A 22,897-nucleotide genomic window follows, 5' to 3' on the forward strand; every position below is an offset into this window, starting at 1 on the left:
GCAGAGAGACACGATGCGTTACCGACTGATCATCTTTGACTGGGATGGCACCCTGATGGATTCGCTGGGGCACATCGTCGCCTGCATGCAGGCGGCGAGCCGCGATGTGGGCTGGGGAGAGCTGACCGCCGACCAGGTCCGCGACATCATCGGTCTGGGGTTGCCCGAGGCCATTGCCCAGATGTGTCCCGGCATCGGCGATGACCAGGCCGAGGCACTCAAGCAGCGATATGCTCACTACTTCGTCGCCGGCGACCCGTCGCCGATGGCGTTCTATCCCGGCGTCACGCAAGGCTTGCAGCAGTTGCAGTCGACGCAAGAGCTGCGTCTGGCCGTGGCCACCGGCAAGAGCCGTCGAGGCCTGGACCGGGTGTTCCGCCAGAGCGGCTGCGGTGACTGGTTTCATGCCAGTCGAACCGCCGATGAAACGCGCTCCAAGCCGCATCCACAGATGCTCGAGGAGTTGCTCGAAACCCTCGATGTGCCGATCGACGAAGCCGTGATGATCGGTGACAGTGTCTACGACATGGAAATGGCCCGTGCCCTGGGCATGGACCGTTTGGCCGTGTCCTATGGCGTGCATGACGCCGATCGTCTGGCCGCCAGTCGGCCGGTGATGACGGCGGATAGCTTTCCCGAGCTCCTGCATTGGCTGAGAGCCTGAACCTGTCCTGGAGACCCGATTCCGATGAGTGAGCGAGACGACGACTGGACTGACGGGCCGGAACTGTCGGCAGAGGAGGCGCGTCGCCGCCGCGAGGCGCGTGCCCGAGGTGCCGAGGAGCCGCCGGCGGGCAGTGCCGCGGCGCCTGCCGACGGAAGCCACGAGGTCCTGGCCGAACGCCGCCGGCTGGGCGAACAGGCCATGCTGGACCGCTGGATCGCCGAGGTGCTCGCCGAACAGCGCCGCAGCCGGCGCTGGAAGCTGTTCTTTCGTTTTGTCTTCGTGGCCTTGATCGTGGCTTCCCTGACAATTACCTCGCTTGGCCTGTTCATGGCGCAGGACATGGGGCAGGCCAAGGGGCCGCACCTCGGGGTGGTCTCTGTCGAGGGCGTCATCGACCGTGAATCGCCGGCCAGTGCCGCCCGAGTGATCGAGGGCGTTCGACGCGCCTGGGAAGCCCCCTGGGCCAGGGCCGTGGCACTGCATATCGACAGCCCGGGAGGCAGCCCGGTCCAGTCCCAGCGTATCTTCGATGAGTTGATGCGTCTGCGTGACAGCGGTGACAAGCCGATCATCGCCGTGGTCGGGGATATCGGCGCCAGCGGTGCCTACTATATTGCCGCCGCGGCAGATGACATCGTCGCCGCACCCGCCAGTCTGGTCGGTTCCATCGGGGTGATTCATGCCGGCTTCGGCTTCGAACAGGCCATCGAACGGCTGGGCGTCGAGCGGCGCGTCTTCGCGGCGGGCGAGAACAAGGCCTTTCTGGATCCCTTCTCGGCCGTCGAACCGGATCAAAGGGCGTTCTGGCAGGACGTGCTGACCACCACTCACCAGCAGTTCATCGAGGACGTCAAGGCCGGTCGCGGTGACCGCCTCAGCGATGATGAACGCCTGTTCAGCGGTCTGATCTGGACCGGAGAGCAAGGCGTCGAACTGGGTCTGGTGGACCGGCTCGGCAGCCTGGATGGAGAAGCCCGGCGCCTGCTGGACGAGACGCGCCTGAGGAACTATACCCCGCGCCTCGACCCCTTCGAGCGCCTCTCGCGCCGCTTCGGCAATGTCATGGCCTCGGTGCTCGGCCTCTCGGGCACTGAAGCGCCGGTGAGGTATCAACTGCGCTGAAGTAGTAAGAGGTAAGAAGGAAGAGGGAAGAAGCCAGGTTAAGCCCGTGGCAAGACAGGTTTTTCCCACTTCCAGGCGCGGAGCGCCGCTCTTCATTCTTTCAGCGGCGTAGCCGCGTTCTTCCTTCTTTGGGTTAGCCCAGCGGATCCTCCCCGGCGTCTCTGAGCCATTGACACAGGCGGATCAGCGGCAGGCCGATCAGGGTGTTGGGGTCGTCGCCTTCCAGGCGTTCGAACAGGGTGATGCCGAGGCCTTCCATGCGGAAGCTGCCGGCGCTGTCCAGCGGGCGTTCGCGTTCGACATAGCGCGCGACTTCGCGTGTTTCGAGCCGGCGAAAGTGTACGTCATAGCGTTCATGGCATACCCGGTGGCTGCCTTGGCGTGTATCGATCATCGCCAGTCCGGTCAGGAAGGCCACACGCTGCCCGGAAAAGGCGGCGAGTTGAGCACAGGCGGCGTTTTCATCGGCGGGCTTGCCGAGTGTCTGGCCATCGAACACCGCGACCTGGTCGGAGCCGATAATCAGGTGTTGCGGCCAGTCATCGGCCAGGCGCTGTGCCTTGGCCAGGGCCAGGCGGTGCACCAGACTCTGCGGTGACTCGCCCGGGCGCGGGGTCTCGTCGATATCCGGGCTGGCCCAGGCATAGGGCAGGTCCAGGCGGTCGAGCAACTGGCGGCGAAAGCGGGATCCGGAGGCGAGTACCAATCGTGACATGCAGACTCCAGTCGATTCAGAGGGCAGGGCGGGCATGGCATTCTAACCCGAGAGCACGGTGGCTTTGACAGGGGGAGGGGGAGTGCCTATCATTGCGCGCCTATGTTGATCTCACCACTACCTATACGGGTCGAGCCCTACAAGCTTGCGGCCCACGGCGAACGCCTCGCAGGCCTGGTATCGCTCGCGGACATGCCCAGGCTGACCGAAGCCGTCGGCCAGCAGAGCGGCGATGCGCAGGTGTGGCTGGATTTCACCATTGATGCCCAGGGGCGACGGGGTATCGAGGGACATCTCGAGGCCGAGCTGCAGTTGCCGTGTCGACGCTGCCTGTCGCCCATGGCAAGCGTGGTCGAGAGTGACTTTCTGCTGGGGCTGGTCACCAGTGATGCGCTGGCGGCCAACCTGCCGAGCACCCACGAGCCGGTGCTGGTGGAAAACGAACAGCTGAACCTGCTGGGTGTTGTCGAGGATGAGCTGATCCTCAGTCTGCCCCAGGTGGTTTACCACGACGAGGCCGATTGCCAGGTCTCGCGCGACCAGCTGAGCAGCGGGGCAGGAGATGTCGAGGCAGCGACTCCCGCCGAGAGCCCCTTCGACGTGCTCAAGCACCTCAAGGGCAAACACTGATTATTCACTGATTCACTCTGGAGTGATATCTCATGGCAGTTCAACAGAACCGCAAGACCCGTTCCAAGCGCGGCATGCGTCGTAGCCACGACGCCCTGGAAGGCAAGGCGCTGTCCCAGGACAAAGAAACCGGCGCGACCCACCTGCGTCACCATGTGGCGCCGGACGGCTACTACCGTGGTCGCAAGGTCGTGGACGCGTAACCACGCCGGCCCGGTCGTGATGGTGGCGCACTGAGATGCGCATTGCCGTTGATGCCATGGGCGGGGACCTCGGTCCGCGTGCCGCGGTAGCCGGCGCCGCAAGTGCCGTCACGGCCGACTCCGATCTCACCATTCTGCTGTATGGCCCCGCCGCTCAGCTTAAAGATGAGATCTCGCGGCTGCCGCGGCCTCTAGCCGCGGCATCGTCGTCTTTACGCCTCATGGATACGCCACGCGTCGTCACCCAGGATCAGCCCCCGGCCCAGGTCCTGCGCGATGCCCAGGACACCAGCATGGCTGGCATGCTGGCGTGTCTGGCAAACGGCGAAGCCCAGGCGGGGGTCAGTGCCGGCAATACCGGCGCGCTCATGGCGCTGGCGCGCCGCGCTCTGGGCATGGTGGCAGGTATGTCACGCCCGGCCATCAGTACTGCCATCCCCACGCGTCGTGAAGGGCGCTGTTACCTTCTCGACCTGGGGGCGAACGTGGATGTCGATGCCCCGCGTTTGAGAGACTTTGCCCTGATGGGCGAGGTGATGGCTCGGCGCATTGATGCGCTGGACCGCCCTCGTGTCGGGCTGCTCAATTTGGGCGTCGAGGGCACCAAGGGCACCGCCAGCGTACAGCTTGCCCATGAGCTGCTCGAGCAGGAGACCTCACTGAACTATCTGGGATTCGTCGAGGGAGATGCGATCTTCTCCGGCGACGTCGATGTGGTGGTCTGTGACGGCTTCGTCGGCAATGCCGTGTTGAAGGCCAGCGAGGGGCTCGCCCGGATGTTGGTCAGGCGTGTTCAGGCCACGTTCGAGGCTCATTGGTCGAGTCGGCTGGTGGGTTGGCTGGCCCGTCCGGCGCTGGCCAGGCTGCGTGGTGAGCTGGACCCGGTACGCTACAATGGGGCCAGCCTTATGGGTCTGAATGGTATCGTCGTCAAGAGCCACGGCAGTGCCGATGCGGCAGGCTTTGATTTTGCCGTGGCGCGGGCGGCGCGTGAGGTTGCGCACGATCTGCCGGGCTGCCTGGCCGAGGAGCTTGGCAGGCGCAGGCCGATCGGCGAGACACCGAGGCGCTAGGAGCCTGTCGGATTTGACCGATCGTCGCGAGAATCACGGATTTCGAGACAAGTTTATCGATCTGATGAGGCGAATAGCCCGCTATTTAACGAATCAGATCGAATGAAATTGGCCGAAAGCCCGGGTTCCGTAGCAAATCAGCGTTAAGTCCGACAGGCTCCTAGGAAATGCAAGAGCCGGTATTGGGTCAGTCGGCCGTCGGAGGCGTTTAGGCATCGTCGGCCGAAGGCATTTTCCTTCAATTTTGAACCCGGGTCGGCGTCTCTTGTCCTGCGTCATCAGGCAGGCGTCGAGGGGCGCAGGATATCCGTCGCGTCACAGCACCAAGGTGCGGCGAAGCCAGTCAACAAGAGCAAAGGTGATCGACATGACTCAACCCCTTGCCCTCATCTTCCCCGGGCAGGGCTCCCAGCAGATAGGTATGCTTCGAGAGCTGGCCGAGCGCTACAGTGTCGTCGGAACGACCTTCGAGGAGGCGTCCGATGCACTGGGCTATGACCTCTGGCAGGTGGTTCAGGAAGGCCCAGCCGAGGATCTGAACGCAACGGCCTGCACGCAACCGGCGCTGCTGACGGCGAGCGTATCGATCTGGCGGGTCTGGCAGGAGCTCGAAGGCCCTCGTCCTGCCGCCATGGCCGGTCACAGCCTGGGGGAATACAGTGCCATGGTCTGCGCCGGTGCTCTGCCGTTTGCCGAGGGCGTGCGTCTGGTGAAGCTGCGTGGTGAGGCCATGCAGGCAGCTGTGCCGGTGGGTCAGGGGGCCATGGCCGCGGTGCTCGGGCTGGATGATGAGGCGGTCGAAGCCGCTTGCGCCAGGGCGGCCGAAGGCGACGTGGTGTCGGCGGTCAACTATAATGCGCCGGGTCAGGTGGTCATCGCCGGCAGCCAGGCCGCCGTCGACCGCGCCGTGACCGCCTGCCAGGAGGCGGGTGCCAAGCGGGCCATGCCGTTGCCGGTGTCCGTGCCATCGCATTGTGAACTGATGCGTCCGGCAGCCGAGCGTCTGTCCGCGGCCATGAATGATATCGAGCTGCGTTCACCGCGCTATACCGTCGTCCAGAATGTCGACGCCAAAGCGCACGCCGATGTGGAAACGCTGCGCACGCGCCTGATCGAGCAGCTCTATCAGCCGGTGCGCTGGACCTCCTGCATCGAGACCCTGTCCGGGATGGGAGCCAATGTCTTCATCGAGTGCGGGCCCGGCAAGGTCCTCACCGGCTTGAACAAACGCATTGCACGAGGCAGCAAGGGACTGGCGGTCAACGACCCTGACAGCCTTGCTGCCGCTCTGGATCTGGCCCGCGAAGCGGTGGACCAGTCAACGTCGGCCAACGGCTGACTTCTTTGCCGCTAGAGAATGGAAGAGCGCATGACAACCGATCGTAGAGTGGCCCTGATCACCGGGGCCAGCCGCGGCATCGGCCGCGCCATCGCCCACGAGCTGGGGCGTCAGGGTCGTATCGTCATCGGTACCGCTACCAGTGACGCTGGTGCCGAGCGTATCGATGCGGACCTCAGGGAGCACGGCATCGAGGGCGCGGGGCGGCGTCTTGACGTCACCGACCAGCAGAGTATCGATGGCCTGATCAAGGCCATCGCCGAGGAGTTCGACACCCCGACCATCCTGGTCAACAATGCCGGGATTACCCGGGACAACCTGCTGATGCGCATGAAGGAAGATGACTGGGACGCGGTCATGGATGCCAATCTCAAGTCAGTCTATCGTGTCAGCAAGGCTTGCCTGCGCGGCATGAGCCGGGCACGCTTCGGACGTGTCGTGTCGATCAGCTCGGTGGTGGCCACCATGGGCAATGCTGGCCAGGCCAACTATGCGGCCGCTAAGGCCGGCATGGAGGGCTTTACCCGTGCCATGGCCCGCGAGGCAGCATCGCGCAACATTACCGTCAATGCCGTGGCGCCGGGTTTCATCGCCACCGACATGACCGAGTCGCTTCCGGAAGCGCAACAAGAGGCGCTGCTGGGTCAGATTCCCCTGGCTCGCCTGGGACGTCCCGAGGAAATCGCGGCGGCCGTGGGCTTTCTGACCGGCGAGACGGCAAGCTACATTACAGGGGAAACCCTGCATGTCAACGGCGGCATGAACATGCGGTAATACCGCGGCATGCGGCGGTTGCGTCGACCCGGAGCGGTCTATAAACTAACCGCAGCTTATGGTTGCGGTTTTGAACCTGCTGGTCATCAAAACGCCTAATGTGAACGACTGGAGTACGTCATAATGAGCACCATCGAAGAGCGCGTGAAGAAGGTTGTGGCCGAGCGCCTGAACGTCAAGGAAGAAGACATCCAGAACTCTTCTTCTTTCACCGAAGACCTTGGCGCTGACTCCCTGGATACCGTCGAGCTGGTGATGGCGCTCGAAGAGGAATTCGATACCGAGATTCCCGACGAGGAAGCCGAGAAGATCACCACCGTTCAGGAAGCCATCGACTACGTCAACGCCCACCAGTAAGGGCGCGGTCGATTCCGCTTGCTGAAAGGTCCGGGCACTGGCCCGGAAAGAGCCGTCCTGCTATGCAGGGCGGCTCTTGTGTTATGAAATCCTGTCAAACATTGCCTGTCGGGCCTGATAATGCCGGCCCCTGAGCCGGGCGTCGGCCCCGCGCGGGCCGTTCTTGAATGCCCGTGATGAAGCGCCTGGCCTGTTCCAATGCCCGTGATGAAGCGCCTGGCCTGTTCCGGGATTCTGGAGGGCGCACAGCGGCGGAAGACTCGGGTATAATGGCTTCATCGTATGCCCCTGGATGGGCAGCACTGTCTTGAGATGTCTGGAGGAAAGCTGATGGCTCGCAGAAGGGTTGTGGTGACCGGCCTTGGTCTGGTCACGCCGGTGGGGAACAGCGTCGATGAGAGCTGGCAGAACATTGTGGCCGGCAAGAGCGGCATTGCCCCGATCGAGCACTTCGATGCCAGCAGTTTCAATACGCGCTTCGGGGGGGCGGTCAAGAACTTTGATATCAGCCCGTACCTTAACCCCAAGGAAGCCAGAAAAATGGACCTGTTCATCCAGTATGGCGTGGCCGCGGGCGGCCAGGCCATCAGCGATGCGGGAATCGAGTGCAATGACGACAATGCGCATCGCATTGGTGTGGCCATCGGCTCGGGGATCGGCGGTCTGCCGATGATCGAGCACAACCACAATGCCCTGCAGAAGGGCGGTGCGCGCCGCATTTCCCCCTTCTTTGTGCCCGGCTCGATCATCAATATGATCTCCGGCAATCTGGCCATTCAGCATGGCTTCCGTGGTCCCAACATTGCCATCACCACGGCTTGCACCACGGGCACCCACAACATCGGCTACAGCGCCCGCACCATTGCCTATGGCGATGCCGATGTCATGGTCTGTGGCGGTGCAGAAATGGCCACCACGCCACTAGGGCTCGGCGGCTTTTCGGCGGCCCGGGCACTGTCGACCCGCAACGAGGATCCCGAAGGCGCCAGCCGTCCCTGGGATCGCGAACGTGATGGTTTCGTCCTTTCCGATGGTGCCGGCGTCATGGTCCTGGAGGAGTACGAGCATGCCGTTGCCCGGGGGGCGACCATCTATGCCGAGCTCAGCGGCTTCGGCATGAGCGACGATGCTCACCACATGACGGCACCACCCGAGGACGGAAGCGGAGCGGCCCTGTCCATGAGCAATGCCATCAAGGACGCCGGTATCGCGCCCTCGGAGGTGGACTACATCAATGCGCATGGCACCTCGACCCAGGCCGGCGATCTGGCCGAGAGTCGTGCCGTCGAGAAGGTGCTTGGCACGGCCTCCCGGGATGTCGCGGTCAGCTCCACCAAGTCGATGATCGGCCACCTGCTGGGTGCCGCCGGTGCCGTCGAAGCCGTCTTCAGTGTGCTGTCGATTCGTGACCAGGTCGCGCCACCCACTATCAACCTGGAGGACCTCCAGGAAGGCTGCGAGCTGGACTATGTGCCCCTCAAGGCACGTCACATGAAGATCGACGTCAGTCTGTCGAATTCCTTCGGGTTTGGCGGTACCAACGGTACGCTGCTGTTCTCGAAGGTGTGATCAGTAGAGTGAGTGTCACCGGGTGAGCTGGCAGGCCGAGCATATCGTTGCCGATGAAGGCGTGCCCTTCGATGACCGAGGCTTGTCCTACGGGGATGGTCTGTTCGAGACCATTCTGGTGCGCGACGCACGCCCCGTGCTCTGGGACGCGCATCTGGCGCGGCTGAGCCGTGGCGCCGAGCGCCTGGGCATTGCCGTGCCGCCGCGCTCGATGCTGGATGCCCTGCCTCGCCAGGCGGGGGAGGGGTTGCGGGTCCTCAAGCTGATGCTGACCCGGGGCAGCGGCGGGCGTGGTTATCAACTGCCGGAGAGCCCCAAACCCCGATTGCGCTGGCATGCCAGCCCCTTCGCGCCCGCCCGGACACGCTGGGCCGAGGGTGTGCGGGTGCGCCACTGTGAGCTGGCACTGGGCATTCAGCCCCGGTTGGCCGGCCTCAAGCACCTCAATCGCCTCGAGAACGTCATGGCCCGGGCCGAGTGGCAGAACCCGGAGGTCGCGGAAGGCCTGCTGTGCGACAGCCAGGGCCGTCTCGTCGAGGCCACCTGCATGAACCTCGTCTGGCAGCGCGACGGCTGCCTTGAAACGCCGGAACTATCGCGTTGCGGGGTGGCAGGAACCCTGCGCGATGCCTTGTGCCAACGCCTCGGGATTCGTGAAGTGGATGCCTGCCCTGAGGTGCTCGAACAGGCCGAAGCGGTCTGGATCGGCAACAGCGTTCAGGGCATCTGGCCGGTTTGTCAGCTCGACGACACTCAGGGCAGGGCCCTGATGCACTGGCGACTGGATGGCCGACATCGCGCCCTGCAGGCCGAAGGGCATGCCTTGCTGGGCTATCCAGTGCCCGGCGATTCAGCCGCGTCTGACCACCCGCCGCATGGAGACTCCCCGACATGAAACGCCTGATGAAGGCCTTGCCGCTGCTGGTCATCGTGGTGGCGCTGGTGGCCGGCGGCGGCTTTCGCTATTGGGAAACCCGACTCGAGGCGCCGCTTGCCATCGATGAAGGGGTTATCTACGAGGTGCCGGAAGGTGCCGGCTTTCATCGGGTGGTCGCCGAGCTGGGGGAACGTGGCATCATCGCCGATGCCTGGGCCTTTCGCCTGCTGACCCGGCTCGACCCCGACGCCGTGCCATCGCTGAGACCCGGGGAGTATCGTCTGACGCCCGATATGACGGGCGAGGACATGCTCGAGCGGCTGCGTCGCCACGAGATGGTGTCCTACTCTGTCACCGTCCCCGAGGGCTGGACCTTCGCCCAGATGCGCGCGGCACTGTCGGATGCTGAAAAACTCGAGCCTGTCACTCAGGGCCTCAGCGATGCCGAGGTCATGGAGCGGCTGGGGCGGGCCGGCGAGCATCCCGAGGGTCGCTTCTTTCCGGATACCTATCGTTATCGCAAGGGCGTCAGCGATCTCGAGATTCTTCGTCAGGCGATGAACCGCATGGATGAAGTGCTCAATGAGGTCTGGGCCGAGCGCGTGGATAATCTGCCCTATGCGACGCCCTACGAGGCACTGATCATGGCCTCGATGATCGAGCGCGAGACCGGGGCGCCCGAGGAACGCGAGCGCATTGCTGGTGTCTTCGTGCGTCGCTTGGAGCAGGGCATGCGCCTGCAGACCGACCCGACTGTGATCTATGGCATGGGCGACAAGTACGAGGGCAACATCACCCGTTCCGACCTGCGTGAGCCCACGCCGTACAACACCTATGTGATCGACGGCATGCCGCCCACGCCGATCGCTCTGCCCGGCAGGGCCTCGCTGGAGGCGGCGGTTGATCCCGCCGAGGGCGACGCCCTTTACTTCGTCGCCCGGGGGGATGGCACGCATCACTTCTCGCGCACGCTGCGCGAGCACAATAATGCCGTCAATCGTTATATCCGCAATCGCTGAGCGGGTGTCGGGCCGCGTCATCACGGACCGCCAGCAAGGCGAGCCCTGACATTGGTCAACATCCACCGAGTGCCAGGAGGCGCTACCATGCAACACCGAGGACGCTTCATCACCCTGGAAGGTGGCGAAGGGGTAGGCAAGTCGACCAATCTCGTCATGGTGGCCGATTACCTGGAGGCCCGTGGCCTTGAGGTGGTACGCACCCGCGAACCCGGTGGCACCCCGCGCGCCGAGGCCATTCGCGGCCTGCTGCTCGATCCGGCGAGCGAGGAACCACTGGATGATGACGCCGAGCTGTTGCTGGTCTTTGCCGCTCGCGCCCAGCACCTGGCCCGCGTGGTGCGACCGGCTCTCGAGCGTGGCGCCTGGGTGGTCTGTGATCGCTTCACTGATGCCACCTTTGCCTATCAGGGCGGGGGGCGTGGTCTCGACAAGACACGCATCAGCGAGCTGGAGGCCTTCGTGCAGCGGGGGCTGTCACCGGATCTGACGCTGCTGCTCGACATGCCCATGGCGGCCTCCCAGCAGCGGCTGGAAGGGCGGCTGGACCGCGACCAGAGCCAGCGCGATCGATTCGAGCAGGAACGCGGCGACTTTTTCGAGGCGGTCCGCGACGCCTACCTGGAGCGCGCCGAGGCGGCCCCACATCGTCTGCATATCATCAACGCGGACCAGCCGCTGGAGGCCGTTCAGAACGACCTGCGCGCGGTGCTCGAGCGTCGCCTGGAGGAATGGGCATGAGCGAACTGGTGCGGCCTTATCCCTGGCTGGCATCTCGCTGGCAGGACCTCACGCGCCTGGCCGATGCCGGTCGCCTGCCGCATGCCCTCTTGTTCGCCGGGCCCGCCGGCCTCGGCAAGCAGTCACTGGCCGAGGCCCTGATCGCGCGCACCCTGTGTGCAGCGCCGGGCGAGTTCGCCTGTGGCGAGTGCCACAGCTGCCGGATGCTGTCGGCAGGTTATCATCCGGATCTCATGCGGGTCGCGCCGGAAGAGGGCAAGCGTCAGATCCGCATCGGGCCGATCCGCGATATCAATACCTTCGTGTCGCAGACCGCCCAGCAGGGCGGCTATCGGGTAATCGTCATCGCGCCGGCCGAGGCCATGAACGTGGCGGCCTCCAATGCCCTGCTCAAGAGCCTGGAGGAACCCGGTGGCCGGACCCTGTTCGTGCTGCTTTCCGATATTCCTTCGCACCTGCTGCCGACCATCCGCTCCCGCTGTCAGCAATGGAGCCTTTCCCGGGCCGACGAGGCCCTGAGTCTCGGCTGGCTCAGCGAACAGCTGGGCGGCGAGGACGACGCCCGCTTCTGGTGGCGGGCCTCCGGGGGGTTGCCGTTGCGCGCCCTGGCGCTGGCGGACCCTGACGCGCGGGCCCTGCGGCAGCAACTCCACGAAACCTTCGATGCGCTGGTGCGCGGCGCCGAGCCGGTGGCCGAGGCGGCCCGCCTCGACCGTCAGTCCATCGACACCATCCTGTGGTACGGTATCAACTGGCTCGAGGATCTGATTCGTCTGGGCCTGTCCGGCGCCTCCGACGAGCTGCGCAACCCCGACCTGCTGCCGCTTTACCGCCAGGCGGTCAAGAACGGCCGGGTACGCGACTGGTTCCGGCTGCTGGACTATGCGCGTGAGCAGCGTCGGCTGCTCACGGAGGGCAACAACCCCAATCCGCAGCTCGTGCTGGAGGCCTGGCTGGTGCGCTGGGCGGCACTGCTGCGATCCTGACCGGGATCGATCCAAGCGTTCCTGGCTGAGCCCAGCCTTCCTTCATTCAGAATTCAACCGGTGATGATTGCGCATGTTTGTCGATTCCCACTGTCATCTCGACCGTCTCGACCCCCGAACCCACGAGGGTGACCTCCGGGCCACGCTGGCGGCGGCGCGCGAGCGCCATGTCAGTCAGTTCCTGGCCATCGCCACCACGCTCGAGGGCGTGCCCGGTCTGGCGGCCATGGCCCGAGAGCATGAGGACGTGGTGATTTCCGCCGGGGTGCACCCCCTGCACGAGGTCCCCGAGGAGCCAAGCGTCGAGGCGATCATGCAAAGCGCCGATGAACATGGCGCCGTGGGCATCGGCGAGACCGGCCTCGACTATCATTACACGGTAGTGCCGCGGGAGGTGCAGCATGAGCGCTTCCGCCGCCACCTGATCGCTGCCCGCCAGCTCGGGCTGCCGGTGATCATTCATACCCGTGAGGCGCGCGAGGATACCCTGGCGCTGATCCGCGAGCATGTCGATCCCGAGGTCGGTGGCGTGCTGCACTGTTTCACCGAGGACCTGGACATGGCACGCGAGGCCGTGGGACTGGGCTTTCATATCTCGCTGTCGGGCATCGTGACCTTCCGCAACGCCACTGCCGTACGTGGGCTGGCCAGTCAACTGCCCCTGGACCGCATGCTGATCGAGACCGACAGCCCCTATCTGGCCCCGGTACCGCATCGTGGCAAGCCCAATGAGCCGGCCTGGGTGGTAGAGGTCGCCGAGTGCATTGCCGGCGAGCGCGGCATAAGTGTCGATGAAGTCGCCATGCAGACCACGGCGAATTTCTATCGCCTCTTCAAGGCCGCCAAGGCCGACGTCTCGAGTGACATGAAGCAATCCTTGACGCAGGCAGGCCTGATCTAGCCTCGCCTGAAGGAGCCCGATCATGCATCTGGATTCATTGCTGGCCGATATCGATACCTCCCGCGGTATCCCGCCGGTGGATCAATGGCACCCCGAGCATGCCGGTGAAATGGATCTGCTGATCGCCGCCGACGGTCGCTGGATCCATGAAGGCGGGGTCATTCAGCGCGCTCGGCTGGTGCGCCTGTTGTCGACGATTCTGCGCCGCGAGGCGGATGGCGAATACTTCCTGGTCACCCCGGTGGAGAAGCTGCGCATCCGCGTCGAGGACCAAGCCTTTATTGCCGTGGATGCCGAGCGGGATGACAAGGGCGACTGGCATCTCGTCACTCAGCTCGGTGATTGGGTCCGGCTCGATGCCACCCATCGCTTGAGCGTGACGCCAACACCGCTTGGCGAATGGGTGCCCGAGGTGCCGATTCGCTTCGGCCTGGCCGCGCGTCTGGGGCGCAACCTTTTCTACCGCCTGGTCGAGCAGGCCGAGCCCTTTACCGACGAGCAGGGCGTGGAGTGGCTCGCCCTGGCCAGTGGTGGCGTGACCCAGCCCCTGGGACGCGTGGATGGCGAAGCACCATGCAGCTGACGCCGGAGCAGCGCGCCGTGGTGACGCACGCCCGGGGCCATGCCCGGGTGGCGGCGGTAGCCGGGGCCGGCAAGACCACCACCATGGTGGCGCGGGTACTGGAGCTGCTGGATCGCGGTTGTGACCCCGCGCGCCTGCTGGTGTTGATGTTCAACCGCTCGGCCCGCGAGGATTTTCAAGCCCGGCTCGGCGAGATGGCCGTACCGGGCCAGCGGCTGCCGGATGTACGGACCTTTCACTCCCTGGGACACCGCCTCAGCCAGAGCCTGACCCGCTGGGGCGTGCTGGCCTCGCGTCAGTTGCTGACCGCCGACTGGCAGGTCGAGCGCCTGCTGCGTCAGGCCTCGCTGAACGCCCTGGAGAGCGCCCATGTCAGCCGGGAGGCCGCTCTGGAAGCCGACAAGCTCGAGGCGCTCGCGCACTTCTGCGGCCTGGTCAAGGCCGAGATGAGTTCGCCCGCCGAGCTCTATCAGCGTCTCGATTTCGGCGAGAACACCGAGCACTTCGTCGAAGCCTTCGAGCAGGCCGAGACGCTGCTGGCCGAGCATGGCGTCATGACCTATGCCGACCTGATCTATCGTCCGCTCAAGGCCTTGGAAGCCGATGCCGACCTCCGGCGGCGCGTCCAGGGCTTTCTGGATCATGTCATCATCGATGAGTATCAGGACATCAATGTGGCTCAGCAACGCCTGCTGGCGGTGCTGGCGGGCAGCGAGGCGGAGGTCATGGCCGTGGGCGATGCCAATCAGTGCATCTATGAGTGGCGCGGGGCCCATCCGGACACCATGCTCGAGAACTTTACCGCGACCTTCGGCACGGCCCGCGACTACCCGCTGTCGACCACCTTTCGGCATGGCCACGCCCTGGCGCTGGTCGCCAATCACGCCATCGATGCCAACCGGCGGCGGCCCGATCAGCTCTGCCTGGCGGCGCCGGCCAATCCCGACACGCGACTCTCGGTCAATCAGGGCAGCCAGGCCTTGCTGGACGAGCTGGCCGAGTGGCGCCGTCAGGGCCGCGAGCTGGCCGATGCCTGCCTGCTGGTGCGCAGCTGGGCGTTGTCGGTGCCGCTGCAGCTGGCGCTGCTGCGGGCCGGTATCCCGTTTCGACTGGCTCGCGAGGATCGCTTCGTGTTCCGTTTACCGCTGGTCGAGGCGCTGGCGGGCTACCTGATGCTGGCGCAGGATGCCACCCTGCTGCGCGACCCTGCCCATCTGCAGACACTGCTCTCCCAGCCCACGCCCTTCGTGCCCCGCGAACGGCTGGCCGCCCTGGCCACGCGGCTGGCCGAGACGCAACACTGGCCGCCGCGTCAGGACCCGCTGCTCGAAAGCATCAAGCCCCATCAGCGGCGCACGCTCAAGCGCCGCTGGGAACTGCTCTGCGAACTGCCGCGGCTCTCCGCGTGGCCGCCGGCGCGGCTCTTGCAGCATGTGGTCGAGGCCGTCGAGGCCGAAAAGGTGCTCAAGCGTGCCGCGGCTCGGCGCGACAAGGGCGAGGAGGATGTGCGCCTGCTGGATGTGTTGATCGAACAGGCCAGCGAGGTGCGTGACCTGGCCGCCTTCACCGAGCTGCTGCGTCGGCCGGTGGAGAATCGCGAGGATGGCGTGCTGATCAATACCGTGCATGGCGCCAAGGGGCTGGAGTGGTCGCTGGTGGTGCTGGCCGGGGCCAACGAGGAAGATTTTCCGCACTACACCCGCGACAACCCGCTGAGCCCGTCGCGCCTCGAGGAAGAACGTCGCCTCTTCTATGTGGCTATCACGCGGGCGCGAGAGCGGCTGGTGATGTTGCACGACGGCGGTGATCACCGCCCCAGCCGGTTTCTGGGCGAGACCGCCTGGCAGGACGGCCAGCGGGTCGCCGAGCGCCTGGCGGCCGAGGACCTGCAAAGCCCCCTGGCGGTGACGCGCCCGGATCTGGTGCGCCGGTATCTGGGCGCCGTCGCTCCCCATGCCTCGAGCCTGTCCATCGAGCCCGGCGAGGCGCCCGGGGTGGCCGAGGCTCCACTCGACTATCAGGTGGGACAGAGACTCCATCATGCGGTATTCGGCCGTGGTGAAATCAGCGAGGTGGGCGGAGACCCCAACAACCCGGTCATCGAGGTCCGCTTCGACCAGGCCGGTCGGCGACGCCTGATTGCCGGCCGAGCGCCCATCGAACTGCTGGAAGGAGAACAGGCATGAGCCATGTCCTGATCAACGCTGCTGAATTGCGCCAATGGTTGGCCGGTCCCGATACGCCCCCGCCGCTCGTGCTCGACTGTCGCGCACGACTGGCGAATCAGGATGAAGGGCTCGCGCTCTGGCGTGAGGGGCATCTGCCCACCAGTCGTCACCTGGATCTGGACCGCGACCTGGCGTCACCGCCCGGGGTGCGCGGTCGGCATCCATTGCCGGAGCCGTCCGCCTTTGCCGCCACGCTGCGGCGCCTGGGGGTTAGCCCGCAACGCTCGGTGGTGGTCTACGATGACATGGGTGGCCAACTCGCGGCGGCGCGGGCTTGGTGGATGCTCGCCCAGTGGGCGGGGCATCCCGCGGTGAGAGTGCTGGATGGCGGCCTGCCGGCCTGGCAAGCGGCGGGCGGTGCCCTGGAGGCGGACGACGGCAGTGGTGAGCCTGTCGCCAGCGACTGGTCGCCGCGCTTTGATGATGCCGCCCGGGTCGAGGCCGACGAGGTGTTTTCCAGTCGGGCACTGAAGCTGGATGCACGCTCTGCCGAGCGCTTTCGCGGCGAAGCCGAACCAGTGGACGCGCTGGCCGGGCACATACCCGGCGCACGCTGTCTCCCGAGTGCCAGCAATCTGGATGCGCAGGGGCGTTTCAAGCCGGCAGCCGAGTTGCGGTCGCTGCTGCCCGGGGCGACGGACGCTATCAGCTACTGCGGCTCCGGCGTTACCGCCTGCCACAACATTCTGGCGCACGCCGTGGCGGGGCTGCCGGTACCGCGGCTCTATGTCGGCTCCTGGAGCGAGTGGATTCGCGATCCGGCGCGGCCCATCGCCACCGGGGACTAGGCGGAGTCGAGCAGCGACAGCTGCTTGACGGCATCCTGGCCTTCGGGGCTGTGGTCGTCGGCTTCCAGGATCTTCTCGAAGCCACGCGAGTGCTGAATGGTGGCTTCATCTTCCAGCCACATCATCGCCTGGGCGTGGTCATCCGCCAACTGGTGCTTGAGGCCCCCGTACTGGGTACCGATCTGTCCCCAGGCACGGCTGAATATCCAGTCTCCGAACATGTCCTGATGGACATGGATCAGCACATAATCATGGTCGGTTTCCCAGCGAACGATCAAGGTGGCTCCGGTTTTGGCAGGGGGCTGTCGGCGTGCATCGTCCCACGCCTCGCACAAGCCTGATATTGTAAGGCCTCGTGCGCGTTGCTCAAAGCGCTCGCTGCCGGGCCGCGGATCTAGAGGAGAAGCCCCACATGAAGATTGTTGTCGACGCCAATGTGCCCGAGGCCCAGCGCTGTTTCGGTGAGCTGGGCGAGGTCACGCGCGTGCCCGGCCGCGAGATCGATGCCCGGTCGGTCCGCGACGCTGACGCGCTGGTGGTGCGCTCCATCACCCGTGTCGACGAGGCCCTGGTGGCCGGGTCGCGGCTGCGTTTCGTGGGTACCTGCACCATAGGCACCGACCACGTCGATACCCGCGCCCTGGCGGCCCGTGGTATCGGCTTTGCCAGCGCGCCGGGCTGCAATGCCGAAGCGGTGGTCGACCATGTGCTGGCCAGCCTGGCGACACAGGCCGAACGCGAGGGCAGTCGCCTCACCGAACGTCGGGTGGGTATTGTCGGAGTGGGGAATGTCGGCCGCCGTCTGCTGGGGCGTCTACAGGCCCTGAACATTGCCTGCCTGGCTTGTGATCCGCCGCGTGCCGAGGCCGAGGGGGCCGCAGGCTTCGAGTCGCTGGACACCCTGATCGCGCAGTGCGACGTGCTCTGCCTGCACACCCCGCTGGTCACGCAGGGTCCGCATGCCACCCGGCATCTGCTCGACGCGCAACGCATCGCAGAACTGGCGCCGGGCACCCTGGTGCTCAATGCCGGGCGCGGCGACTGTATCGATGGCAAGGCGCTGCGCTCGCGCCTGGCCGGGCGCGGGGATATCAGTGCGGTGCTGGATGTCTGGGAGAACGAGCCGGCAATCGATGCCGCCCTGAGAGACCTCACGGCTATTTCCACCCCGCATGTGGCAGGCTACAGCCTGGACGGCAAGCTGCGCGGCACCCATCGCATCTACCGTGCCCTGGCGCAGCATGTCGGCCTGCCGGCGCGCCTCGACGAAGCCGATCTGCTGCCGCCACCGCCCGTCCCGCGGCTTGCGCTGGATGTTGGACTCGAGGTCGAGGAAGCCCTGCGCCTGTGCATGCGCGCGGTGCACGACCCGCGACGCGACCACGACGCCCTGCACCGGCGTGCCCGCCAGCAGGGCATGGCCACCGGCTTCGACGCCTGCCGCGCCGACTACCCCCTGCGCCGCGAGTTCGCGAGCCTGACGGTCGAACTGGCCGACGCAGCGGCACACCTCGCCGAACCCCTCGCGGCAGCGGGGTTTGGGGTTAGCCGGGAGTGTGAAGAGTGAAGAGGGAAGAGGGAAGAGGGAAGAGGGGAGCATGATGACCTGGGGTCAGAAGTTGCTTCCCTCTTCGAGCGGCGTTAGCCGCGTACTTCCTTCTTCATTCTGCAGCGGCCTCCGCCGCTGCTCAGTTTCGATACTCCGCTTCCTTGAGGGCGCGGATGCGTTCGTCCAGCGGGGGGTGGCTGGCGAAGAGCTTTTCCATCAGGCGCCGTGACTGGCCGGTGGTGATGGCGAAGGCGGTCATGGTGTCGGGCATCTGGTCGGGTATTTCGGTCTCGGCCTTGAGCCGTGCCAGTGCGCTGACCATGGCGCTGCTGCCGGCGAGTCGGGCGCCTGCGGTGTCGGCGCGGTATTCGCGGAAGCGTGAGAACCAGGCGACGATGGCCGAGGCGATCAGGCCGAAGACGATCTCGGCGACGATCACCACCGCAAAGTAGCCCAGGAAGCCCAGGCCGTCGCCGTCATCCTTGCGCAGGAAACTGTCGACCAGTTGGGCGACGACGCGGGCGAAGAACATCACGAAGGTGTTGAGCACGCCCTGGATCAGCGCCAGGGTGACCATGTCGCCGTTGGCCACGTGGCCGATCTCGTGGGCCAGGACGGCGCGGATTTCCTCGGGCTTCATGCGGTTGAGCAGGCCGGCCGAGACCGCCACCAGGGCATCGTCCTTCTTCCAGCCGGTGGCGAAGGCGTTGGACTGCTGGGCCGGGAAGATGCCCACCTGCGGCGTCTTGATGCCGGCCTCGCGGGCCAGTTCGTCCACGGTGTCGACCAGCCACTGCTCGGTGGCATTGGAGGGCGACTCGATGACCACCGTGCCGGTGGAACGCTTGGCCATCCACTTGGAGATGAACAGCGAGACCAGTGAACCGGCCATGCCGAAGATGAAGCAGAAGATCAGCAGGCCGGTCATGTTCATGCCGTTGGCCGACAGGTAGGACTCCACCCCCAGCAGTCGCAGGGTGAGACTGGCCACCAGGATGACCGCCAGGTTGGTGCCCAGGAAGAGCAGGACTCTCATCATTGCCGAATATCTCCATCAAGTGCGCACCCGGCAGGGTGTCGAGTGCGGTTAGGCTGGGGCGCCCGCACCGGCTGGGCGGGGCTCGGCGCCCTTCAGAGGCTGAATTGTTAGATACGGCCTGTGGTGACAAGTTTCAAGCTAATCGGCGGCGGAGTCGGCTTATTGTCGATAACGTGACAGGAAGCGTGCGAAGCGATCCAGGGCGTCATCCAGCTGGTCGGCCCAGGGCAGGGTGACGATGCGCACATGGTCCGGCTCCGGCCAGTTGAAGGCAGTGCCCTGGACCAGCAGGATTTTCTCCTCGAGCAGCAGGTCGAGCACCAGTTGCTGGTCGTCGCGGATGTTGTAGACCTTGGGATCCAGGCGCGGAAAGGCGTAGAGCGCCCCCTTGGCCCGGGTGCAACTGACGCCGGGAATGGCGTTGAGCTTTTCGTGAGTGATGTCGCGCTGGGCCAGCAGGCGGCCGCCGGGCAGGACCAGATCATTGATCGACTGATAACCGCCCAGCGCGGTCTGGATGGCATGCTGGGCCGGCACATTGGCGCACAGCCGCATCGAGGCGAGCATGGTCAGGCCCTGGATGAAATCGCTGGCACGCTTCTTGGCCACGGTGCCGGAGAGCGTCATCCAGCCACTGCGAAAGCCGGCGCAGCGGTAGCTCTTGGAGAGGCCGTTGAGCGTCACCACCAGCTGTTCTTCCGAGGCCAGTGCCCCGGTGGCGACATGTTCGGTACCGTCATAGAGGATCTTGTCGTAGATCTCGTCGGAGAACACCACCAGGTTGTGCTCGCGGGCAATGGCCAACATTTCCTGGAGCACTTCCGGCGGGTAGACGGCGCCGGTCGGATTGTTGGGGTTGATGATGACCATGGCCCGGGTGTGGCTGGTGATCTTGGCACGCAGATCGGCCATGTCCGGGGCCCAGTCGGCCTGCTCATCGCACATGTAATGCACCGCACGGCCGCCGGAGAGGTTGGCGGCCGCTGTCCACAGCGGGTAATCCGGTGCCGGGATGAGCAGTTCATCTCCGTCGTTAAGCAGGGCCTGGAGAGCCATTACAATCAGCTCGGAGACGCCATTGCCGATGTAGATGTCTTCGATGCCGACACCAGGGATCCGCTTGCGCTGGCACTCCTGCATGATGGCCTTGCGCGCCGAGTAGAGCCCCTTGGAATCACAGTATCCCTGGGCCGTGGACAGGTTGCGCATGACATCCTGGAGGATTTCCTCCGGGGCCTCGAAGCCGAACGGCGCCGGATTGCCGATGTTCAGCTTGAGAATACGCTGACCCTCTTCCTCCAGGCGCTTGGCGTGTTCGAGTACCGGACCGCGGATGTCGTAGCAGACGCTTTCCAGCTTGTGCGATTTTTCGAGTGGGGCTGTGTCCATTTTCGCTTCCAGGGCTGCTCAAGGGCGGTGTAACGAAGGCGGGCGGTCGGCGTCAGCCATCGTGGGCGTCGCGCGAGTGGTCACCCGCGGCGGCGTCCGACGTGGCTTCGTCGGCGGATGTGGCCTCCTCCTCGGGTATATCAGCCGGCGTTTCCAGCGTCATGCGCCCCAGCTTGCCACCGCGCAGCTCGTGAAGCAGCACCTCGGCACCGCGATGCAGATCGACTTCGCCCCCGGGGCGCAGACCCCCGCGCTTGCCGGCGATGGTCGAGAGGATGGCATGGCCATCGAAGCCCGCGCGCGCCAGCAGGTCCGGGCCCGGATCGCCATCCGCCTCGGTGCGCTCGGCCTCCGGGTTGGCTTGGAAGGGCGGCAGTTCCTTGAGCTTGTAGCGCACCGAGAACGCTTCCGGGTAGCGCCTGGCCAGTTCGGCCGCGGTGACGATGGCCACATCCACATAGTCGATGGCGGTGTCGCGAATGGCGCCACTGGCGGCCAGACGATAGGCGCTGGCCTGATCCTCGATCTTCGGCCACAACACCCCGGGGGTGTCGATCAGCGCGACCTGGCCATTGATGCGTACCTTCTGCTGGCGCTTGGTCACCGCCGGCTCGTTGCCGGTCCTGGCGATGGTGCGTCCTGCCAGGCCATTGATCAGGGTCGACTTGCCGACATTGGGAATGCCCATGACCATGACGCGCACGTCGCGATCGGCGCGGACCTGACCGGCCAGCTCACGGCACAGTTTGGGCACCCGCTTGAGCTCGCGGGCCTGGGTGGTGGTCACCGCCAGGGCGCGAGTGGCGGGCAGGGCATCGAAATGCTGCGTCCATTCCTGTGTCCGTTGCGGATCGGCCAGGTCCGCCCGCGACAGCACCTTGAGCACCGGCTTGTGGCGCGTCAGCTCGGCCAGCATGGGGTTGGCGCTGGAGTAGGGCAGGCGGGCGTCGAGGACTTCGATCACCACGTCGATTTCCGGCAGCGCCTCGAGAATCTGGCGACGTGCCTTGTTCATGTGTCCCGGGTACCAGCCGAGCATCGACCCCTCCTGCCTGCTGTGAACGATGAAAGTCCTGCGATGCTCCGTCCGGCCAGGGGCCTCGGACACGCGCTTGCAGCGACCATGTAAAACGGCCGCCCATCATAGCAGATGGCCGGCCGTTGCAGGGGCGGGGACTTACTCGCCGGCGTGGAAGTCCAGGGCGACCGAGTTGATGCAGAAGCGTTGCCCGGTGGTTTCCGGCGGGCCATCGGGAAATACATGCCCCAGGTGGGCATCGCAGCGTGCACAGGTGACCTCGATGCGTTGCATGCCATGGCTGTTGTCGGACTGTTCTGCCACACACTCCGAGGAAAGGGGCCGATCGAAGCTCGGCCAGCCACAACCGGCATCGAACTTGTGCTCGTTCTCGAACAATGGCGCATGGCAGCATACGCAATGATAGATGCCGTGCTCGTCCGTTACCCGATAGTCACCCGTGAAGGGCCGTTCGGTGCCTTTTTCACGGGTCACGCGATACTGCTCGTCGGTAAGCTGTTCGCGCCACTCGGCGTCAGGCTTGTCGATCTTCTTGCGCATGGGCGTTCTCCTTGTCTGGCCTGCACCCTAGTCTGACAGTCTAGCCGCTTGAAGGCCGGCGTCAGCCTGGCGCTTCGTCGTTGTATCGCTTCCCAGCATCGCCAACCTTGGCTGGATTATCAACGAGATGCGCAAAGGGTTGACGGATCCCGAAGGTGTGAGTAATATACGCGCCATCTCGACGAGGCGAGCAACTGCGTCCCATTCGTCTAGTGGTCCAGGACACCGCCCTTTCACGGCGGTAACAGGGGTTCGAACCCCCTATGGGACGCCACTCGGCTCATTGAGATAACGGAGTGCGGGAATAGCTCAGTGGTAGAGCATCGCCTTGCCAAGGCGAGGGTCGCGAGTTCGAATCTCGTTTCCCGCTCCATCTTTTGAAAAAAAGATGGTCCGACAGGATGGGTAGTGAGGGTCGCGAGCTGGTGCGCCAGCCCGGTCGAATCTCGTTTCCCGCTCCACTGCGTCCCATTCGTCTAGTGGTCCAGGACACCGCCCTTTCACGGCGGTAACAGGGGTTCGAACCCCCTATGGGACGCCACTTCGTTATACCTCGAAAAGCGGGAATAGCTCAGTGGTAGAGCATCGCCTTGCCAAGGCGAGGGTCGCGAGTTCGAATCTCGTTTCCCGCTCCAGATTTTCTCCTCGATAGCTCTCCTTCGATGCGCTGACACTCTTGTGTCGGGTCGTGCTCCTGCGTGTTGTCAGACTGGCTTCGAGCTTCGAGCTTCGAGCTTCGAGCTTCGAGCTTCGAGCTTCCAGCTTCCAG

General features: G+C 65.1%; 24 protein-coding genes and 4 tRNA genes. 22 read left to right on the top strand and 6 right to left on the bottom strand.

Features of this window, described 5'->3' with window-relative positions; genetic code table 11:
- Positions 1 to 13 precede the first annotated feature (13 nt).
- A complete protein-coding gene (locus QWY74_RS04945) occupies positions 14 to 664 on the top strand; it encodes an HAD family hydrolase (RefSeq protein WP_264825605.1) in 651 nt (216 codons plus the stop codon).
- 24 nt (positions 665 to 688) lie between these two features.
- The gene (sppA, locus tag QWY74_RS04950) at positions 689 to 1,789 is read left to right on the top strand and encodes a signal peptide peptidase SppA (protein ID WP_264825606.1); all 1,101 of its coding nucleotides are present in this window, start codon (positions 689 to 691) and stop codon (positions 1,787 to 1,789) included.
- A gap of 133 nt (positions 1,790 to 1,922) precedes the next feature.
- Here sppA and QWY74_RS04955 read toward each other — a convergent pair whose 3' ends face one another.
- A complete protein-coding gene (locus tag QWY74_RS04955; RefSeq protein ID WP_264825607.1) occupies positions 1,923 to 2,504 on the bottom strand; it encodes a Maf family protein in 582 nt (193 codons plus the stop codon).
- 102 nt (positions 2,505 to 2,606) lie between these two features.
- On the opposite strand from QWY74_RS04955, the gene QWY74_RS04960 reads away from it, so the two are divergent.
- The 15 genes from QWY74_RS04960 to QWY74_RS05030 all read left to right on the top strand — a co-directional run bounded on the left by QWY74_RS04960 (position 2,607) and on the right by QWY74_RS05030 (position 16,572).
- Complete coding sequence (locus QWY74_RS04960) at positions 2,607 to 3,134, top strand: YceD family protein (RefSeq protein WP_264825608.1); 528 nt, start codon at positions 2,607 to 2,609, stop codon at positions 3,132 to 3,134.
- 32 nt (positions 3,135 to 3,166) lie between these two features.
- Positions 3,167 to 3,337, top strand: a complete 171-nt coding sequence (gene rpmF, locus QWY74_RS04965) for a 50S ribosomal protein L32 (protein ID WP_264825609.1) — start codon at positions 3,167 to 3,169, stop codon at positions 3,335 to 3,337.
- 35 nt (positions 3,338 to 3,372) lie between these two features.
- Positions 3,373 to 4,410: a phosphate acyltransferase PlsX gene (gene plsX, locus QWY74_RS04970; RefSeq protein WP_264825610.1), complete on the top strand. Its 1,038-nt coding sequence runs from the start codon at positions 3,373 to 3,375 to the stop codon at positions 4,408 to 4,410.
- 367 nt (positions 4,411 to 4,777) lie between these two features.
- Positions 4,778 to 5,749, top strand: a complete 972-nt coding sequence (gene fabD / locus QWY74_RS04975) for an ACP S-malonyltransferase (RefSeq protein WP_264825611.1) — start codon at positions 4,778 to 4,780, stop codon at positions 5,747 to 5,749.
- 30 nt (positions 5,750 to 5,779) lie between these two features.
- The gene (gene fabG, locus QWY74_RS04980) at positions 5,780 to 6,523 is read left to right on the top strand and encodes a 3-oxoacyl-ACP reductase FabG (RefSeq protein WP_264825612.1); all 744 of its coding nucleotides are present in this window, start codon (positions 5,780 to 5,782) and stop codon (positions 6,521 to 6,523) included.
- Between the two features lie 123 nt (positions 6,524 to 6,646).
- Positions 6,647 to 6,880, top strand: coding sequence for an acyl carrier protein (acpP, locus tag QWY74_RS04985; protein ID WP_008956801.1), 234 nt, complete (start codon positions 6,647 to 6,649; stop codon positions 6,878 to 6,880).
- A gap of 330 nt (positions 6,881 to 7,210) precedes the next feature.
- On the top strand, positions 7,211 to 8,449 hold the full coding sequence (fabF, locus tag QWY74_RS04990) for a beta-ketoacyl-ACP synthase II (protein ID WP_290313913.1): 1,239 nt from the start codon (positions 7,211 to 7,213) through the stop codon (positions 8,447 to 8,449).
- Positions 8,450 to 8,471: 22 nt separating this feature from the next.
- Positions 8,472 to 9,344 carry an aminodeoxychorismate lyase gene (gene pabC / locus QWY74_RS04995; protein WP_290313915.1) on the top strand — a complete coding sequence of 291 codons (873 nt, stop codon included), beginning with the start codon at positions 8,472 to 8,474 and terminating at the stop codon, positions 9,342 to 9,344.
- Positions 9,341 to 10,345 (top strand): endolytic transglycosylase MltG, encoded by a 1,005-nt coding sequence (gene mltG, locus QWY74_RS05000; RefSeq protein ID WP_264825616.1) that lies wholly within the window; start codon positions 9,341 to 9,343, stop codon positions 10,343 to 10,345. The genes pabC and mltG overlap by 4 nt, the downstream gene beginning before the upstream one ends.
- Before the next feature lie 87 nt (positions 10,346 to 10,432).
- Positions 10,433 to 11,086, top strand: coding sequence for a dTMP kinase (gene tmk, locus QWY74_RS05005; protein WP_264825617.1), 654 nt, complete (start codon positions 10,433 to 10,435; stop codon positions 11,084 to 11,086).
- Entirely contained in the window at positions 11,083 to 12,072 is a 990-nt protein-coding gene (locus QWY74_RS05010) for a DNA polymerase III subunit delta' (RefSeq protein WP_264825619.1), read from the top strand. The genes tmk and QWY74_RS05010 overlap by 4 nt, the downstream gene beginning before the upstream one ends.
- Positions 12,073 to 12,145: 73 nt before the next feature.
- Positions 12,146 to 12,973 carry a TatD family hydrolase gene (locus QWY74_RS05015; RefSeq protein WP_290313916.1) on the top strand — a complete coding sequence of 276 codons (828 nt, stop codon included), beginning with the start codon at positions 12,146 to 12,148 and terminating at the stop codon, positions 12,971 to 12,973.
- Positions 12,974 to 12,995: 22 nt separating this feature from the next.
- A complete protein-coding gene (locus QWY74_RS05020) occupies positions 12,996 to 13,556 on the top strand; it encodes a DUF1285 domain-containing protein (RefSeq protein ID WP_264825621.1) in 561 nt (186 codons plus the stop codon).
- Positions 13,547 to 15,742, top strand: a complete 2,196-nt coding sequence (locus QWY74_RS05025; RefSeq protein ID WP_290313917.1) for an ATP-dependent helicase — start codon at positions 13,547 to 13,549, stop codon at positions 15,740 to 15,742. The genes QWY74_RS05020 and QWY74_RS05025 overlap by 10 nt, the downstream gene beginning before the upstream one ends.
- Complete coding sequence (locus QWY74_RS05030) at positions 15,739 to 16,572, top strand: sulfurtransferase (protein WP_290313918.1); 834 nt, start codon at positions 15,739 to 15,741, stop codon at positions 16,570 to 16,572. The genes QWY74_RS05025 and QWY74_RS05030 overlap by 4 nt, the downstream gene beginning before the upstream one ends.
- On the opposite strand, the gene QWY74_RS05035 is transcribed toward QWY74_RS05030, so the two are convergent.
- Entirely contained in the window at positions 16,569 to 16,850 is a 282-nt protein-coding gene (locus QWY74_RS05035) for a hypothetical protein (RefSeq protein WP_141318785.1), read from the bottom strand. The two genes, QWY74_RS05030 and QWY74_RS05035, sit on opposite strands and share 4 nt — an antisense overlap.
- 134 nt (positions 16,851 to 16,984) lie before the next feature.
- Here QWY74_RS05035 and pdxB point away from each other — a divergent pair, with 134 nt between their 5' ends.
- Complete coding sequence (gene pdxB / locus QWY74_RS05040) at positions 16,985 to 18,139, top strand: 4-phosphoerythronate dehydrogenase PdxB (protein ID WP_290313920.1); 1,155 nt, start codon at positions 16,985 to 16,987, stop codon at positions 18,137 to 18,139.
- A 121-nt stretch (positions 18,140 to 18,260) separates the two neighbouring features.
- Here pdxB and htpX read toward each other — a convergent pair whose 3' ends face one another.
- From htpX to msrB, 4 genes are all read right to left on the bottom strand, one after another.
- Positions 18,261 to 19,160 (bottom strand): protease HtpX, encoded by a 900-nt coding sequence (gene htpX / locus QWY74_RS05045; RefSeq protein WP_264825627.1) that lies wholly within the window; start codon positions 19,158 to 19,160, stop codon positions 18,261 to 18,263.
- Positions 19,161 to 19,319: 159 nt separating this feature from the next.
- Positions 19,320 to 20,549 carry a pyridoxal phosphate-dependent aminotransferase gene (locus QWY74_RS05050; RefSeq protein ID WP_264825628.1) on the bottom strand — a complete coding sequence of 410 codons (1,230 nt, stop codon included), beginning with the start codon at positions 20,547 to 20,549 and terminating at the stop codon, positions 19,320 to 19,322.
- Positions 20,550 to 20,601: 52 nt separating this feature from the next.
- Positions 20,602 to 21,588 carry a ribosome biogenesis GTPase YlqF gene (gene ylqF / locus QWY74_RS05055; protein WP_264825629.1) on the bottom strand — a complete coding sequence of 329 codons (987 nt, stop codon included), beginning with the start codon at positions 21,586 to 21,588 and terminating at the stop codon, positions 20,602 to 20,604.
- 138 nt (positions 21,589 to 21,726) lie between these two features.
- Complete coding sequence (gene msrB, locus QWY74_RS05060) at positions 21,727 to 22,128, bottom strand: peptide-methionine (R)-S-oxide reductase MsrB (protein WP_264825630.1); 402 nt, start codon at positions 22,126 to 22,128, stop codon at positions 21,727 to 21,729.
- A gap of 198 nt (positions 22,129 to 22,326) precedes the next feature.
- Here msrB and QWY74_RS05065 point away from each other — a divergent pair.
- The 4 genes from QWY74_RS05065 (at position 22,327) to QWY74_RS05080 (ending at position 22,763) form a co-directional block, all read left to right on the top strand.
- Positions 22,327 to 22,402: transfer RNA gene (locus tag QWY74_RS05065), tRNA-Glu, on the top strand.
- 24 nt (positions 22,403 to 22,426) lie between these two features.
- Positions 22,427 to 22,501, top strand: a tRNA-Gly gene (locus QWY74_RS05070).
- Positions 22,502 to 22,593: 92 nt separating this feature from the next.
- Positions 22,594 to 22,669, top strand: a tRNA-Glu gene (locus tag QWY74_RS05075).
- 19 nt (positions 22,670 to 22,688) lie between these two features.
- Positions 22,689 to 22,763 (top strand) — tRNA-Gly (locus tag QWY74_RS05080).
- The last annotated feature ends 134 nt before the right edge of the window (positions 22,764 to 22,897 follow it).

Origin of the sequence: Halomonas almeriensis (assembly GCF_030409235.1) — a bacterium.
In the GTDB taxonomy this organism is placed as follows: domain Bacteria; phylum Pseudomonadota; class Gammaproteobacteria; order Pseudomonadales; family Halomonadaceae; genus Halomonas; species Halomonas almeriensis.